Genomic DNA, 16,126 nt, shown 5'->3' on the forward strand with positions numbered 1-16,126 from the left:
TCTTTGTTAATTTATTGATTCTTAATGGATTTTTTTCATTATCTCTTTGAAATGACTCAATTTTTTATTCGCAGTTTTTTATTCATCTGAATCAATCATGAAATGGATCAAAAGAGGAAACTATACGGCCTTGTTCAAATTGACCAATGCGTTGTATTTCCCACTGTAAAAGATGAGCTGAATGTGCAAAAACACGCGCACGCACTGTTTCTCCCAAAACTTCAAGATCATAACCTGTTGCTTGCCCTGTATTGATCATAAAATTACAATGCATTTCACTCATTTGCGCTCCACCAATCCGCAAACCACGGCATCCTGCTTCATCAATAACGCGCCACGCAGATGTTTTTTCAGGATTTCTAAAAGTTGATCCACCTGTTTTTTCACGAATAGGCTGTACTATTTCCCGATGCAGAGCAACTTCATCCATAGCAGCACGAATATCATCTTGTTTACCTCGTTCACCCTCCAACAAAGCGGCCGTAAAAATAAGATCTTCAGGAATATCACAATGGCGATAGGAATAACGCATATCCTTGAGACTCAAGACATGACGCTGTCCTTGACGATCAAGTGCATAAACCTCAACAACACGCGCAGCTGTATCAATACCATTAGCGCCTGCATTCATTTTGAGTGCTCCTCCAAGACCACCAGGAATGCCATAATAAAAATGAAAACCTGCAATCTCAGCCTCTAACGCTGCCGACGCTAAATGTTTGTCTGCCGTAGCAGCACCAACCAAAAAACGCTTTGTAGAAACTTGCTGCACTTGTCCAAAACCCCTTGGTGAAAGACGAATAACAACACCAGGAACTCCCCCATCACGAACCAAAAGATTAGAACCAATCCCGACGATTGTTAGCGGCACAAATTCAGGTAAATTTTTCAGAAAGAGCGTTAAATCGGCTTCATCAGCAGGTTGATAAAAGAGCTCTGCCAGTCCACCTGTGCGAAACCACGTCACTTTACGCATATCCATATTAGGCGTAAGTTTGCCTTTTACTCCACACAGCAGCGGTTGTAACTGCGCTAACAGTGCTTCACCATCAATGGGCTGAAAATTACTCATGACTATCCAATACCGCTAACTGATGAGGCAGTGCACAAGCCCACTGTGTAATATTGCCCGCCCCAAGAAAAACAACATAATCCCCTGCCTTAGCAAAAGTAGAAACAATTGATACAACATCTTCCAGACAATGAATCAAACGCACATCACGATGACCGGCCATTTTTATATGCTCTACCAATTCTTGAGAACCAAAACCAGCAACTGGCTCTTCCCCAGCAGCATACACGGGGGTAATCAACACTGTATCTGCATCATTAAAACAAGCAGCAAAATCATCAAATAAATTACGCAAACGTGAATAACGATGTGGTTGTGCAATCACAATCACGCGTCCTTTTGCACTCTCACGTGCTGCACATAAAACAGCCTTTATTTCAACAGGATGATGCCCATAATCATCGAATATTTCAATACCATGCCAACTTCCCGTTTGTGTAAAACGCCGTTTTACTCCAGCAAATTTTGCTAAACCTTTTTTGATAGATTCATTTGAAATGCCCAGTTCATGAGCAATGGCAATCGCCGCCGTCGCATTAGAAACATTATGCATCCCAGACATTGGCAAAAGCAAATTCCTTAATTCAGTCTTTTTTCCTGTTTTGCGCGAACGAATCAGAACATCAAAATGCGTTTTTTGACCATCCATTGAAAAATTAAGAAAACGGACATCTGCTTGTGGATTCGCGCCATAAGTAATCACCCAGCGATCATCAATACGGCTAGCTAACGACTGAACTTCTGGATGATCGAGGCATAAAACAGCAAAACCATAAAAAGGGACATTCTCTATAAATTTCCGAAAAGCCTGACGCACAGCATCAAAACTCCCGTAATGATCCAAATGCTCAGCGTCAATATTGGTAACGACAGCAATATCAGCAGGCAATTTTAAAAATGTACCATCACTTTCATCAGCTTCAACAACCATCCAATCACCATCTCCCATACGAGCATTCGTACCGTAAGCATTGATAATACCTCCATTAATGACCACAGGATCAAAACGACCTGCTTCAAGAAGTGCTGCTATCATTGATGTAGTCGTTGTTTTACCATGCGTACCACCAACAGCAATTGCTCGACGAAACCGCATAAGCTCTGCTAGCATTTCTGCGCGCTTTACAAGCGGCAAATGCCTTTCTTTTGCAGCAATATATTCGGGGTTTGTTTTTTTAATGGCAGTAGAAAAAACAACAACCTCTGCATCCCCTAAATTTTCAGGATTATGACCTATAGCAATATTAATTCCTTTTTTTCTTAAACGTTCAACATTTGCACTCTCAATTTGATCTGATCCTTGAACTTTATAGCCAAAATTATGAAAAACCTCGGCAATTCCACTCATACCAATTCCTCCAATTCCAACGAAATGGATAACACCTATATTAAGCGGCATTTTCATTAAAAAGCTCCTCTTTTATATCTGATATTGACCGCCCCTCAATCAAAGCTTCAGCCATATTCGCAAGACGATTAGTTGCATGAGGTTGCCCAACTTTTTTTGCAGAAAACGCTTGTTTTTCCAATAAGTACGGTGCACAACAAGCTTGCGTTAAAAGAGCAGCAAGTTTTTGCGCATTTAAATCTTTTTCTGATACAATTTGTGCACCTCCCTCACGAGCAAGAAGTGCTGCATTTTCTGCCTGATCATGATCTAAAGCATGGGGATAGGGAATAAGTAAAGCAGGCCGACCAATCACAGCGATTTCACAAACAGATGAAGCACCAGCACGTGATAAAATGAAATGAGACCACGCCATACGCTCAGCCATATCATCAAAAAAAGAGGCAACTTCTGCTTGCACACCCATCTGATGATAAGTTTTCATTAATTCTTCAGCTTCTCCCCTCACTTGCTGAACAATCCGCAAACGTTTACGTACCTCGTCATCCAGCAAAGCAATTGCTTCAGGGACAATTTGTGAAAACGCAGAAGCCCCTTGACTTCCACCAAAGACCAAAAAATGAAATGGCTCATCACTTGTAGAGGGATGATAAGGAATGTTTGCTGCTTTGAGAACAGCCTCACGCACAGGATTTCCTGTCAAAAATATTTTATGCGCATAACGATTATTTTGCGATAACAAACCACCTGCTATGGCATGCACAAAACGTGCCAATAGCCGATTGGCACGTCCCATAACAGCATTTTGTTCATGAATAAATGTTACGCGCCGCATTAAAGCAGCAGCAACAAGAGGAGGAAAGCTAGGATAGCCACCAAATCCCCCAACAAGAACAGGACGCAGTTTATAAATAAGTGTCAACGATTGCCCCATTCCCCTTAACAAAATCCACAACGTTTTTATCAATGCAAAAGGATGACGTCGTGTAAATGTTGCCGATGAAATGATATGTATGTGCTCTTTATCAAAGCAGCGTACATAACATTGAGCCCTTTCATCTGTTGCCAAATGAACATCATACCCACGCTGCCTTAATTCAACAGCAAGAGCTTCGGCAGGGAAAAGATGTCCACCTGTACCACCTGCCACCAAAACAATAACTTTTTTATCAGTCATAAACAGTATCCAAAACAGAAGGAGAAGAAAAAGCTGAAAGGCGAGCCTCAGGCCAACGACGTGTTAGACTAAGCAAAATACCCATTGAAAATGCAATCGCCACCATAGATGACCCCCCATAAGAAATAAATGGTAATGTCATACCTTTTGGAGGAATCAAATGAAGGTTCACTGCCATATTAATTGCTGATTGAAAACCAATCATCATTGCTATACCAGTAATGCCAAGACGTATAAATGAGTCACGTGTATTTGACGCTATATACAAAGAGCGTATAACAATAAAGCCAAAAAGCATCATAATGAAGAGACACAGGATAATACCATATTCTTCAGCAGCAACTGAAAACACAAAATCTGTATGGCTATCAGGAATGATACGTTTCACGGTTCCCTCTCCAGGCCCTTGCCCAAACCATCCACCATTCAAAATAGCCTCACGTCCCACATCTACTTGAAAGGTATCACCTTCACCTGTCAAAAAACCATTAATACGTTCTCTTACATGGTGAAGAGAAAAATAAGCAAAAACAATTCCTGCCATACCTAACATGACAAAGAGGAAAATAGCCATAAGAGGCACACCAGCAACAAAAAATAGACCTCCCCATGTTGCACTTATTAAAACTGTTTGACCAATATCAGGCTGTAGAACAAGGAGCACACAACAAAAAGCATAAAGTATAGTAGCAAGCGCATAGCCAGGAATACCTCTACGTCGTATTTGCTCTGAAAAAAGCCAAGCAGACATCACCACAAAAGCTGGTTTCATAAACTCTGAAGCTTGTACAGAAAAACCAAAGAGGGGAATCCACCGCCGTGCTCCCTTTAATTCTGGACCAAAGAATAAAGTTGCAACCATAAGAATAAGCGTTACAATAAGTAAAAGAGCACATAAACGGCGAATATTACGCAGCGAAAAAAAAGAAATGGTCACCATTGTAAAAAACGCCGGAATACTAAAAATAATATGCCAGCGAACAAAATAAAAACTATCAGCTATTCCGATTTTTTTTGCAATGGTGGGGCTAGCAGCAAAAGACAACATAATGCCAATCCCCATAAGAATCAAACAAGCAGCAAAGATAGAGCGATCTATTGTCCACCACCAATTCGCAATTGGGTCTCTATCTGCACGCGTAACCATTATATCCACCTTATTTTTTCATAATTCCACGCAAAGTGATATGATTCCCCACTCTTTTAGCAAAACACTTCAAAGACTGAATTACACGAAAAAAGATTCTGGAATATTAACGTGACAAAGCTTTTTTAAATTTATGTTTCTTTTAACTGCTTAACCAAAGAAACAAATGCTTCTCCGCGCTCTTCATAATTTTTAAATTGATCATAACTTGCACAAGCAGGTGAAAAAAGCACAACAACTTCTTTTGCCCTGCAATGCATTGCATCAATAAAAGCTTTCTGCACCGCATTTTCCAAAGTTATGCTCATTGAAAAAGGAAAAGAAGAGCCAATAACATCCGCAAATTCTTCCGCAGCACTCCCAATCAAATAGGCTTTATGAATTTTGTGAAAAAAACCTCTAAGAGAATCAATGCCACCTTCCTTTGCCTGTCCCCCAAAAATCCAAAAAATATCATGAAAAGCAGCAAGTGCGGGAGCAGTTGCATCTGCATTGGTAGCCTTACTATCATTGATAAACAAAACTGATCCCATTTTACGCACCTGCTGCATACGATGCGCCAAACCTTGATAACTTGCTAAATGCTCATTTATATGGGGATCGGTTATTTTTAAAGCCTGCAATGTAGCTAATGCCATAAGAGCATTCTGGGCATTATGACGACCGCGCAATGCAGCCATAGATGCAAGATCTGCGAGTATATGACGCTGTCCTTGACAAACAGAAAAAAGCTTCATTCCATCTGCATAAAAACCATTTTCAACAAAATATTCCTTAGAAACGATATCAACTGTATGCCCTTCATCAAGCAATTGTTGGTACAAATCCCGACAGACCGCATCATCCACTGAAATAATAGCATGAGCAGCGCCAGCAATGAGATGCTTTTTGGCTTGCACATAATTCGTAAAACTACCATGACGATCAATATGATCAGGTGTTAAATTCAATAAAAGACCCACAGTTGGCTGAAGAGAAGGGGTGAGATCAATTTGAAAAGAAGAACATTCAATCACATAAATACGTTTTTTAACAAATGGCTTAAGCATCAATATTGCCGTTCCAATATTTCCGCCCACCTGTACATCATAGCCCATTTTTTCTAATAAATGGGCAAGCAAAGCTGTCGTTGTTGACTTTCCATTCGTGCCAGTAATAGCAATAAAGGGAACGTCTCTATCACAAAAGTTATTATGCTGTAAAAAATGATTCCGTGCACGTACAAATAATTCAATATCACCAATAATTTCTACATTCGCTTGACGTGCTTTTTTAACGACCCAATGAGGCTTAGGATACATAAGAGGCACACCAGGAGCGAGGATCAATGCAACAAACTCTGACCAATTCTCATAACGAAGATCTCTTGTTGGAATATTTTGCTGGAGTGCCTCTTGTACGCTGGAAGGATTATCATCCCAAGCAACCACTTCTGCACCACCACGCATCAAGGCTTGCGCAGTAGCTAATCCTGATCGCCCTAATCCAAACAGAGCAACTTTCTGCCCTTTATAACATGCAACAGAAATCAAAACTTTACCGCAATTTAAGTGTTGAAAGACCAATAAGAGCAAGAACAATCGAAATAATCCAAAAACGTATCACGATTTGGCTTTCAGTCCAGCCTTTTTTCTCGAAATGATGGTGTATAGGTGCCATCAAAAATACACGCTTTTTTGTTAGTTTGAAATAACCAACCTGAATAACAACAGAAAACCCTTCCAGAGCAAAAAGCCCTCCAATAAGAGCCAAAACAATTTCATGCTTGGTGGCCACAGCAACAACACCTAAAAGCCCTCCAAGAGCCAAAGAACCCGTATCCCCCATAAAAATAGCTGCTGGCGGCGCATTAAACCATAAAAAGCCAAGACCAGCACCCACAACAGCTCCTAATAAAACAGCCAACTCCCCTGTCCCCGCTACATAATGAATTTGTAGATAATCAGCAAAATTGATATTACCAGATAGATAAGCAATTAAGGCAAAAGATAAGGCTGCAACCATCACAGGAACAATAGCAAGCCCATCAAGACCATCGGTCAAATTAACAGCATTACCCGTTGCTACAATAACAAAAGCAGAAAAAGGAATAAAAAACCAGCTCAAATTGATAAAATACTCTTTCACAAAAGGCACAGCTAATCCAGGTGAGCCAACTTGTAAGAGTACAAAAACAGCAATTGTCGCAACCAAAAATTCTAAGCTTAACCGCGCCTTACCGGAAAATCCTTTATGTGTTTGTTTTGTAACTTTAAGATAGTCATCATAAAAACCAATAGCTCCAAAAGAAAGCATAACAAACAGCGATACCCAAAAATAAATATTCGATAAATTACACCACAAAAGCGCCGATACTACAATACCGGTTAAAATCATCAATCCACCCATGGTAGGCGTTCCCGCTTTTTTAAAATGTGTCTGAGGACCATCAGCGCGAATGGGTTGCCCTTTTCTCTGCCGCAATTTAAGAGAGGCAATAATGCTAGGACCAAACAAAAAGACAATGAGTCCTGAGGTGAGCATAGCTGCTATCGTGCGAAAAGTAATATAACGAAAAACATTAACGCCTGGAAACCAGTCACTAAACGAAGACAAAAATAGCATCATGGTACAACAAACCTATATAAATTATAAAGAAATCACCTTATAGCGATCAAGCAGTGCACTCACAATATCTGATGAATAAAGACTATTGGAAGACTTAATCATAAGCAGATCTCCACTTGAAATTTCTGCCAAAACAAGCGGTAAAATTTTTTCAACATTTTCAGCATAACGAGCCTTAACATATACAGAGAGATCAGTAGCTAAAAATCTCATTGCCTTACCAAATAAAAAAACGGGATTAGCACCAGAAAGATGTACTGGTTTTACTAAATCACGATGAAGCTTCTCACTATAAGCACCTAATTCGAGCATATCACCCAAAATAGCAATTCGCCGACCATTCTCTCCTACTGGCCCTACAGCAAGCAAATCAAGAGCAGCACGCATAGATGCAGGATTGGCATTATAACTTTCATCAATTAAATGAAATATGCCCCCTTGTGGCAAAGCCAATCGATAACGAACACCCCGCCCCTTTTGAAGAGAAAAATGGCTTAGAGCAAGTACAATAGGCTCTAAATCAACACCAATGGCATCACAAACAGCAAGAACAGCTAAACTATTTTGTACAATATGTCGTCCAGGAGCACCAATTTTAACTGATCTCTCTTGCCCCAAAATACGGACAACCACAGAAGAATAATCCGTCAGAAGACGTATATCTTTGACCTGATAATCAGAATTTTCAGTCTCACCAAAACTTAAGATTTTTTTCACACCCCATTGCTTTGCTTTTTGCACTAAATAAGCAAAAAAATCATCATCTGCATTTAAAACAGCAGTGCCTTCCTTATCCAATCCCTCAAAAATTTCAGCTTTTGCCTCTGCAATTTCTTCAAGATTTTGGAAAAAACCCATATGTGCCGCAGAAATATGGGTAATAAGAACAACATGCGGATGAACCAACTTAACCAAAGAACGAATTTCACCCTTATGATTCATACCAATTTCAAAAATACCATAATCACTCTCCGCAGGCATTCGCGCTAAAGAAAGCGGCACACCCCAATGATTATTCAAAGAAGCAGAATTAGCATGAACCTTCCCAACAGTTGAAAGTACTTGCTTGAGAGTTTCTTTTGTCGTTGTTTTTCCCACCGATCCTGTGACTGCGATAATTCTAGCCTTTGAGCGCTCGCGCGCGGCTTTTCCAAGTTTTTCTAAGGCTTGTAAGACATCAGGAACAACAATGAGTGGAGCGGATATTTTTTCCATATCAGCCAAACGATTTTCCGCAACAATAAGAACGCCTGCACCTCGTTCATAAGCTTGCTTAGCAAAATCATGACCATCCAAATGATATCCTTTAATACAGAAAAAAATATTACCTTCCTCTAAAGTGCGACTATCAATAGAAACTCCAGAAAAAGTTTCTGGCATACAGCCCACGACAAAGCCTCCTATTGCAGCCATAAGTGTTTGTTTATCCCATAAAGCTTTCATATAATTCGTTCCTGTAAAGCATGAATCGCTTTTAAGCGATCTGAAAAAGGATGTGTTTTTTGTCCTATAATTTGACCATTTTCATGACCTTTTCCAGCAATGATTAATGTATCCCCTGCCCTTAAAAGTCCAATCGCATAAGTAATAGCTTCACCACGATCCGCTATTTCTATGGCTTTTGGTACTGCTTGTAAAATCTCTTGACGAATTTTTTCTGGTACTTCCGTGCGAGGATTATCATCCGTTACAATAACAATATCAGCTTTATTTTCTGCAATTTTTCCCATCAAAGGTCTTTTTCCTTTATCGCGATCTCCTCCACAACCAAAAACAAGAATCAAGCGCCCTTGCGTAAAGGGGCGAACGGAGAGCAATACCTGCTCTAAAGCTTCTGGTTTATGTGCATAATCGATATAAACAGGAGCATTATTTTCTGTTTTTCCAACCAATTCTAACCGACCAGGTGCCCCTTGCAAACTTTCTAAAGAATGAAAAACCTTATCAGGAGAAAGACCTGTTGCAATTGCTAATCCCGCTGCCATAAGGGCATTGGTAACCTGAAAATCTCCAGCTAAAGGTAACTCAAAGATATAAATATTGTTTTCCACACGACATTCAACGCACTGTTTTGAACGTTGATGCTCCACCCGATTAATAGTGATAAACTGCCCTTTACGCCCAATTGTAAAAACCTGACGGCGTGCTTTCGTGACAATATCAATAACTTTTTGCGAATAAACATCATCGGCAAAAATCAAAGCAGGAGCATCTTGAGGCAAAAGCGTCTCAAATAGCGTCATTTTAGCACGTAAATAATCTTCTACACACTTGTGATAATCCAAATGATCACGCCCTAAATTGGTAAAGGCACCAGCAGTTAAATGCACCCCATCAAGTCGGCATTGATCAAGTCCATGCGAAGATGCTTCAAGCGCGACATGTGTAACACCTTCATGAGCAATTTCACAAAGAAGACGCTGTAAAATAACTGGATCAGGTGTTGTCAGAGAACCATAATCATTCCGGTGAGGAGAAACAATACCTACCGTTCCTATACTGGCAGCACACAATCCAACATAACTCCAAATTTGCCGAAGAAAAGAAACAACAGAGGTTTTTCCACTTGTCCCTGTCACAGCAACGATCGTTTCAGGTTGAGAACCGTAAAAACGTGCAGCCGCGACTGCTAAACTATGACGAACATTATCAACACGTAAAAGAGGAACAGATAAATCCTCAACAACAACACTACAATCTGTAACGATTGCTTGTGCACCACGCTTTAGTGCATCATTGATATAATCTTTGCCATCACCTTGATTTCCTTTAACAGCTACAAAAACATAGCCCGGCAAAACTTGCCGAGAATCCGCAGTTATTCCTGTTATTTCTATTGAAGAAAGATTTTCATCTTCAAGACATTCTGTAAAAACTGTTCCAAACAACATAATAACGCACCTTTATATTAATTTTACCGTTGCTTAACAAATTTCGAACTGTTTTTAGTCATCAAAATAGGCTGGTATTCCTTTTCAAAATCTGGCTTTATTCCCAAAAAACTTGCTGAACGACGAATGATATTAGCAAGCATTGGTCCTGCATTCATTGCTGCTGTTGCTGAACGTTGCCCATCTTCAGGCTGCGGTTCATCGATAATTGTTAAAACAACATAAGAAGGATTCTCAATAGGAAAAGCAGCAAGAAAACTATTGAAATTTTTTATTTTAGAATATTTTCCATTTTCAACTTTTTCAGCGGTTCCTGTTTTACCACCAACGCGGTATCCTTCTACTTTTGCATTGCGCCCAGAACCAATATCGCTATTTAACTTATAAAGATAACGCATATTTTGGCTCGTCTTGGTCTGTAAAACTTTTTTTGCCTGTTGCAAAGCCTGTTCTTTTGTGCGTTTTAAAAGGGTAGGGGCAATTAACCAACCATCATTCATGAGAGCAGCAGCACCTACTGCTGTTTGCAAGGGTGTTGTTGCCATACCATGTCCAAAAGAAATCGTCATAGAATGAATATCCTTCCAATGATGTGGAACAACAGGATGAGCAACCTCAGGCAATTCTATGGTCAATCGATCAAGTAAACCAAATCGTTTCAAAAAATTACGATGTCCATCAATCCCTATCGCCAAAGCTTCCTTAGCAGAACCAATATTGGAAGAATAAATAAAAACCTCCTGCAATGTTAAAGGACGATTTTTTCCATGAAAATCACGAATAAAATAATTTTTACTTGCTTGAATAGGCTGTGAAGCATCAATGACGCTATTTAAATGAAAAAGCCCTGAATCAAGTGCCATTGCAGTTGTAAAACTTTTAATGATAGATCCCATTTCAAAAGTTCCAGCGGTCATTCGATTAAAACGATCACTTTTCAGAGCATCAATAGGATTTCCAGGGTCAAAATCTGGCAATGATGCTAAAGCCAAAACTTCCCCTGTGTGGATATTTAAAATAACAGCTCCCGCAGCAATTGCTTTATAACGTTTCATTGCTTGTATAAGTTCATCATGCACAATAGTCTGAAGTCGCACATCAATTGAAAGCTGCACTGGATTTAATGATTCTTCTGTTGCAAGACCAGCAGCACGTAAAGCACTCAAGCCAGAATCATCAATATATTTTTCCACACCAGCTATGCCCTGATTATCAACATTCACCATGCCAAGAATATGCGAAACCACGGAACCACTTGGATAAAAACGACGAATTTCCGTACGAAAACCAATCCCTGGAATACCAAGAGCCATAATCCTTGTCTTTTGCTTTGGAGTTAATCCACGCTGGATCCAAGAAAAGCTAGAATTTTTTTTAAGACGTTTATAAGTCTCTTGCCAATTGAGATGAGGCAAAACGGTTGAGAGCAATTCAATCGTTTCATCTACATCAATAATGCGTCGCGGTTCAGCAAAAAGAGAATAAGTTTTAATGTCCGTTGCCAATAAACGGTTATGACGATCAACAATATCAGGTCGAGCAGTCAATTGAAGCACACTTGGCCCTTTTGCTTCTTCAATCTGCCCACCTTCAAGCCCGTAAGAAATAAGACACCCCCCCATAACACCATATAAAGCAAGGAAACAGAACAAAGAAAAAAACAAACGGGAACGACCAGAATAGGAGCGACAAACGGGAAAGTTATGAATATTGAACTGCTTATTTAAGCACTTTTTATTTTGCGAGAATAAAAAATATGCTTTCATCACTGCACGCCTTTTTGTATAACGCGCTTTATCTGAGAAGCACGGTTATTTGCCAAAATATCTCGCCCCTCCTCCAAAATATTTTGTTTAATCACTTCTTCAATGGGATCATCTACACGCAGCGGAATATCTTTAAACTCCACAACTTGATGAGGCTGTATAATCTCTAAACCAAGCTCTTCCTGATAACGTTTTGCAAGTTTTTGCATGCGTGAAGGCTCTATCATCACAGCCCATTCTGCATGAAGTAAACTCACCGTATTTTTTGCTGCAGCAATTTCATGTTCAAGACGACGGACTTCGCTCATTCGCCTTTGGACATCATATTTTACCTTATAAGTAAGACCTGCTATACAAATCATAATCATTACTAAAATCATATCAAATGTACGAAAAACTGTCATTTCTTGCAGCCTTCAAAACGAGCAATTTCTGCGAAACTGAATAATTTCATATCTGCAGCAAGACTCTCCGCCTGTGTGCGTACACCAATGCGCAACCTTGCCGAACGTGAACGAGAATTTTGTTGGAGTTCTTCTTGATTTGCAGTGATCACACCTTTAAATAGAGGAAAAAAAGTTGCCGGAGCCGACTCTATTTCAGGAAGATAGCGCGATCTTACACGCTCTCCTGAACGTGTAGAAAAAAATCTTTTGACCATACGATCTTCAAGAGAATGAAAACTGACAACCCCCAAGCGTCCTCCTGGCTTCAAAATGCGTTCAGCAGCAAATAAGCCACGTGCAAGTTCACGCATTTCATCGTTTACATAAATACGAAGAGCTTGAAACACACGCGTTGCAGGATGAATGCGCTCCCCACTTTTACGCCCCACCAACGACTCAATAGCATGAGCAAGATCACCTGTACGCAAAAAAGGTTGAACAGAGCGGCGTTTTTCAATCATTCGTGCAATTCGACCCGCATGGCGTTCTTCTCCTAATATTTTAAAAATTCTTGCTAACGCATTACTTTTAAAATGATTGACAACATCACTGGCAGTAAACCCTGTCTGCGCCATTCGCATATCTAAGGGACCATCTTTTAGAAAAGAAAATCCCCTATCAGCTTCATCAAGCTGCATTGAAGAAACACCAATATCTAAAATAATAGCATCTACTTTCTCTTCAACGACGTATTCCAATTTTGAAAACTCCATCTGCACCAAACGAAGTCGTGGAAAAAATTCATCAACAAGCGACTGTCCCGCAGAAATAGCATAAGGATCACGATCAAGAGCAATAACTTGGGCACCCGCATTTAACAAAGCACGCGTATAACCGCCAGCACCAAAAGTGCCATCAATCACTTTTGCCCCTCCCAATGGTGCAAGCCCAGCTAAAACTGGCTGTAACAACACTGGAATATGGCGTTCAGCTCTGTGACCTTGTTTTGTCAAAATAATCCATCTTGATTTGTGTTTTTTTAACCAACAGCTCTCTGATAATAACTGATATGAGACATAACCAAAACTTTACCTTTCACATCTCACAATGAAAAAAATAAAGCTAAAGTTAACCCAGCGCATATTCTAACGCATTATAATTAAAGAAATGTTATGATTTTAAAAAAGCTCTTTTTTAAGTGCAGCATTTAAAAGCACATATTTTATAGAAAAAGCCTCTATATAACATTGACAATATACAATAGCAAAAATGCACTCAGTAATAAAAGATCAGTCGGCCTATAAGCCGGGTTCTGTATAATAAAGCTTACACTCTATATGGCAACCATTCATCTAGGACGGCTGTTACCATCCGCCTCATGCAACCTACCCGAATGACTCGCTCGGAAACCAGCTGCAAGTTATAAAACTTGCACGTCATTTCTATTTGGTCTTGCTCCCGGTGGGGTTTACCTTGCCGCATTCATTACTGAATACGCGGTGGGCTCTTACCCCACCCTTTCACCCTTACCTATAAAAATAGGCGGTTTACTTTCTGTGGCACTTTCCCTAGAGTCGCCCCTGCCGGGTGTTACCCGGCACCGTGTTTCCATGGAGCCCGGACTTTCCTCACCTGCCGTATTTCAACATGAACAAGCGCGGCTGCCCAGCCGACTGACACCTATTTATAAAACATTTTTCACCAAGTGAAAATAGCATTCCCAAGAGATTTTATAGCAAATACATTATTTCCAAGGTCATTTTTATTTTAATGAAGCTAAATAAGTTTTTACTTTTGAACAATATTTTGCCGAAATGGAATTCATTTTTTTTGCAGCATGGCCTGCATTATATTTAAGGACCGTACCACACGTATTACCACCACTGAGTTTATATGCCCGTGCCAAATAACGCATACCATATTCAAGATTAGTCGCAGGATCGTAAAGATCTTGTACAGAACCATTAAAACCTAATCCCCGTGCCGTAGAAGGTTTAATCTGCATCAAACCTATTTCACCAGCAGCTCCTTTTATATGGGCTTTATAATTACTCTCAATTTTTACAACAGCATGTGCCAAATTAACGGGCACATTGTATTTATTTGCAAATTTTTCAATAAGGATCTCATAAGGACGAACAGAAATCTTAGGGATAAGATTCACTGAGTTTTCATTTGATCCTGCAACAGTTAAGACAGTATGAGCAACATTTATATCAAACATAAAAAATACAGCAAATGCTGTACTTAAAAGAACTTTCAAAAATTGCATTTTCTTTCTCTTTATTAAGACATTCTCAAATCCTAGCCGCAATAAGTTTGCGGGAGCATTTTACAGAAAAAAACAGCTAAAGAGCGGCTTGAAAATGAAAATATTAAGACAATTTAAAGGTATTTTTTGCAATAAAAAAACTCTCACATTACAAAATATATCTCTTTATCTCGTAAAATATCAAAACATAAAGAAACTATAACGGCGATCTAAAGCTACTAAAAAGGTGATATATTTCTTTAATTCCTGAATAAAGCTACCACATTATTTATTATAGCAAAAAAAACTTAAAAATACGATTGCCATTTCTTATAGAGAAGCTTTAAAACCTTTTAGAGCTCAATTTGATAATCGTCAAAAGCAACATATAGTAAAGATCTTTTACTAAACACTGAAGATACTATAAGATTCCTAATCAGTAAAAGAAATCTACACCAACTTCCACACGGACAATAAACAAGCAAAAGAATATCCACAACAAAAAATTACACGAGAAAAGCTATTTATCAAAATAAATCACTCTGGTGGAATGCACACAAACATATATATCAAAACGCTCACTTTCACGCTACCTAGCATAGTTCAAAAATTATTTCTATCTTTTTTTAAGGCTCTATAAAGCATAGTATAAAAAAACACCCATATTACCCACTTATGTAATTCTATTTATTCCTAAAGATCCCATCCCTATCTTTAGAAATCATATGGAAAAGTAAGTCTTTTATCATTTCCCCCTACAACATAAACAATATGCTATATGAATCGCTTACACGCCTTTTACAATTTTAGAAAAAACATAAACGCGCAACTTCTGAAAAAATAACTAAAAATAAGCAGCAACGATAGAAGGATGAGAAATTGCCTTTAATAACGTCACCGCAACAATTCTACCCAATTTCTGAGCCTGTTCACTGCTATGAGCATTCGCAAAAGCAATGGCAATCACATTGCAGCGCACTTGCTCAATCAATTTCTTTTGTTGCTCAGGATTAAGCTTAGAAAGATGCATAATAATATCCGGAAATAACACCGCCACTCTTTCCAAAAACACTTCCTCTGTAATATCAATCTGAGAAGAAAAAAATGTACGCTCAAATGAAGATGAAAAAGAGCCATTAAACAAAAACTTATGAACCACAACACTTCGAGAAGCAAAAAGGCTGGCAAAAAAAACAAAAAATACAAGCACAATGAAAATAATACGACGCCCGCAAGATTCTATCATCTCTTACCTAAAGCTCACAATATATAAAATCAACAACCCCAACACACCAATCTTTAACAAAAAACAAATTCTCACTATTGAAATACAGAACAGCAGAACCCCAAAAAAACCACACACCCTAACCTTACACATCATAAAATACTATACTCGCAAAAGCTTGGCTGAGGAAATCCTCAGCCAAGCCAGACAATCTAAGGGATCCACGCGGGGGGGGGGGGAGGAGGTTCCCCGATCG

At 39.2% G+C, this 16,126-nt stretch carries 13 protein-coding genes and 1 other RNA gene; all 14 read right to left on the reverse strand.

Annotated elements, in window-relative coordinates; all coding sequences use genetic code 11:
* Positions 1–91: 91 nt before the first annotated feature.
* The gene (gene murB, locus ABD909_RS01135) at positions 92–1,072 is read right to left on the reverse strand and encodes a UDP-N-acetylmuramate dehydrogenase (protein WP_345096122.1); all 981 of its coding nucleotides are present in this window, start codon (positions 1,070–1,072) and stop codon (positions 92–94) included.
* Entirely contained in the window at positions 1,065–2,477 is a 1,413-nt protein-coding gene (gene murC, locus ABD909_RS01140) for a UDP-N-acetylmuramate--L-alanine ligase (RefSeq protein WP_345096124.1), read from the reverse strand. The genes murB and murC overlap by 8 nt, the downstream gene beginning before the upstream one ends.
* On the reverse strand, positions 2,461–3,597 hold the full coding sequence (gene murG, locus ABD909_RS01145; protein ID WP_345096125.1) for an undecaprenyldiphospho-muramoylpentapeptide beta-N-acetylglucosaminyltransferase: 1,137 nt from the start codon (positions 3,595–3,597) through the stop codon (positions 2,461–2,463). The genes murC and murG overlap by 17 nt, the downstream gene beginning before the upstream one ends.
* Positions 3,590–4,744 (reverse strand): FtsW/RodA/SpoVE family cell cycle protein, encoded by a 1,155-nt coding sequence (locus ABD909_RS01150; RefSeq protein WP_345096126.1) that lies wholly within the window; start codon positions 4,742–4,744, stop codon positions 3,590–3,592. The genes murG and ABD909_RS01150 overlap by 8 nt, the downstream gene beginning before the upstream one ends.
* 131 nt (positions 4,745–4,875) lie before the next feature.
* Complete coding sequence (gene murD / locus ABD909_RS01155; RefSeq protein WP_345096127.1) at positions 4,876–6,276, reverse strand: UDP-N-acetylmuramoyl-L-alanine--D-glutamate ligase; 1,401 nt, start codon at positions 6,274–6,276, stop codon at positions 4,876–4,878.
* A 4-nt stretch (positions 6,277–6,280) separates the two neighbouring features.
* The gene (gene mraY, locus ABD909_RS01160; protein ID WP_345096128.1) at positions 6,281–7,351 is read right to left on the reverse strand and encodes a phospho-N-acetylmuramoyl-pentapeptide-transferase; all 1,071 of its coding nucleotides are present in this window, start codon (positions 7,349–7,351) and stop codon (positions 6,281–6,283) included.
* Between the two features lie 21 nt (positions 7,352–7,372).
* Entirely contained in the window at positions 7,373–8,794 is a 1,422-nt protein-coding gene (locus ABD909_RS01165; protein WP_345096129.1) for a UDP-N-acetylmuramoylalanyl-D-glutamyl-2,6-diaminopimelate--D-alanyl-D-alanine ligase, read from the reverse strand.
* Positions 8,791–10,242 carry a UDP-N-acetylmuramoyl-L-alanyl-D-glutamate--2,6-diaminopimelate ligase gene (locus tag ABD909_RS01170; RefSeq protein WP_345096130.1) on the reverse strand — a complete coding sequence of 484 codons (1,452 nt, stop codon included), beginning with the start codon at positions 10,240–10,242 and terminating at the stop codon, positions 8,791–8,793. Before ABD909_RS01170 ends, ABD909_RS01165 begins: the two co-directional genes overlap by 4 nt.
* A 23-nt stretch (positions 10,243–10,265) precedes the next feature.
* Positions 10,266–12,008, reverse strand: a complete 1,743-nt coding sequence (locus ABD909_RS01175; protein WP_345096131.1) for a peptidoglycan D,D-transpeptidase FtsI family protein — start codon at positions 12,006–12,008, stop codon at positions 10,266–10,268.
* Positions 12,008–12,412 (reverse strand): cell division protein FtsL, encoded by a 405-nt coding sequence (ftsL, locus tag ABD909_RS01180; RefSeq protein WP_345096132.1) that lies wholly within the window; start codon positions 12,410–12,412, stop codon positions 12,008–12,010. Before ftsL ends, ABD909_RS01175 begins: the two co-directional genes overlap by 1 nt.
* Entirely contained in the window at positions 12,409–13,407 is a 999-nt protein-coding gene (rsmH, locus tag ABD909_RS01185; RefSeq protein ID WP_345096134.1) for a 16S rRNA (cytosine(1402)-N(4))-methyltransferase RsmH, read from the reverse strand. Before rsmH ends, ftsL begins: the two co-directional genes overlap by 4 nt.
* Before the next feature lie 272 nt (positions 13,408–13,679).
* An RNA gene (gene rnpB, locus ABD909_RS01190) (RNase P RNA component class A) lies at positions 13,680–14,071 on the reverse strand.
* An 85-nt stretch (positions 14,072–14,156) separates the two neighbouring features.
* Positions 14,157–14,666, reverse strand: a complete 510-nt coding sequence (locus ABD909_RS01195; protein WP_345096136.1) for a lytic transglycosylase domain-containing protein — start codon at positions 14,664–14,666, stop codon at positions 14,157–14,159.
* Positions 14,667–15,489: 823 nt separating this feature from the next.
* Complete coding sequence (locus tag ABD909_RS01200) at positions 15,490–15,891, reverse strand: hypothetical protein (RefSeq protein ID WP_345096137.1); 402 nt, start codon at positions 15,889–15,891, stop codon at positions 15,490–15,492.
* Positions 15,892–16,126: the final 235 nt, after the last annotated feature.

The organism is Bartonella acomydis, from assembly GCF_039543025.1.
GTDB classification, from domain to species: domain Bacteria; phylum Pseudomonadota; class Alphaproteobacteria; order Rhizobiales; family Rhizobiaceae; genus Bartonella; species Bartonella acomydis.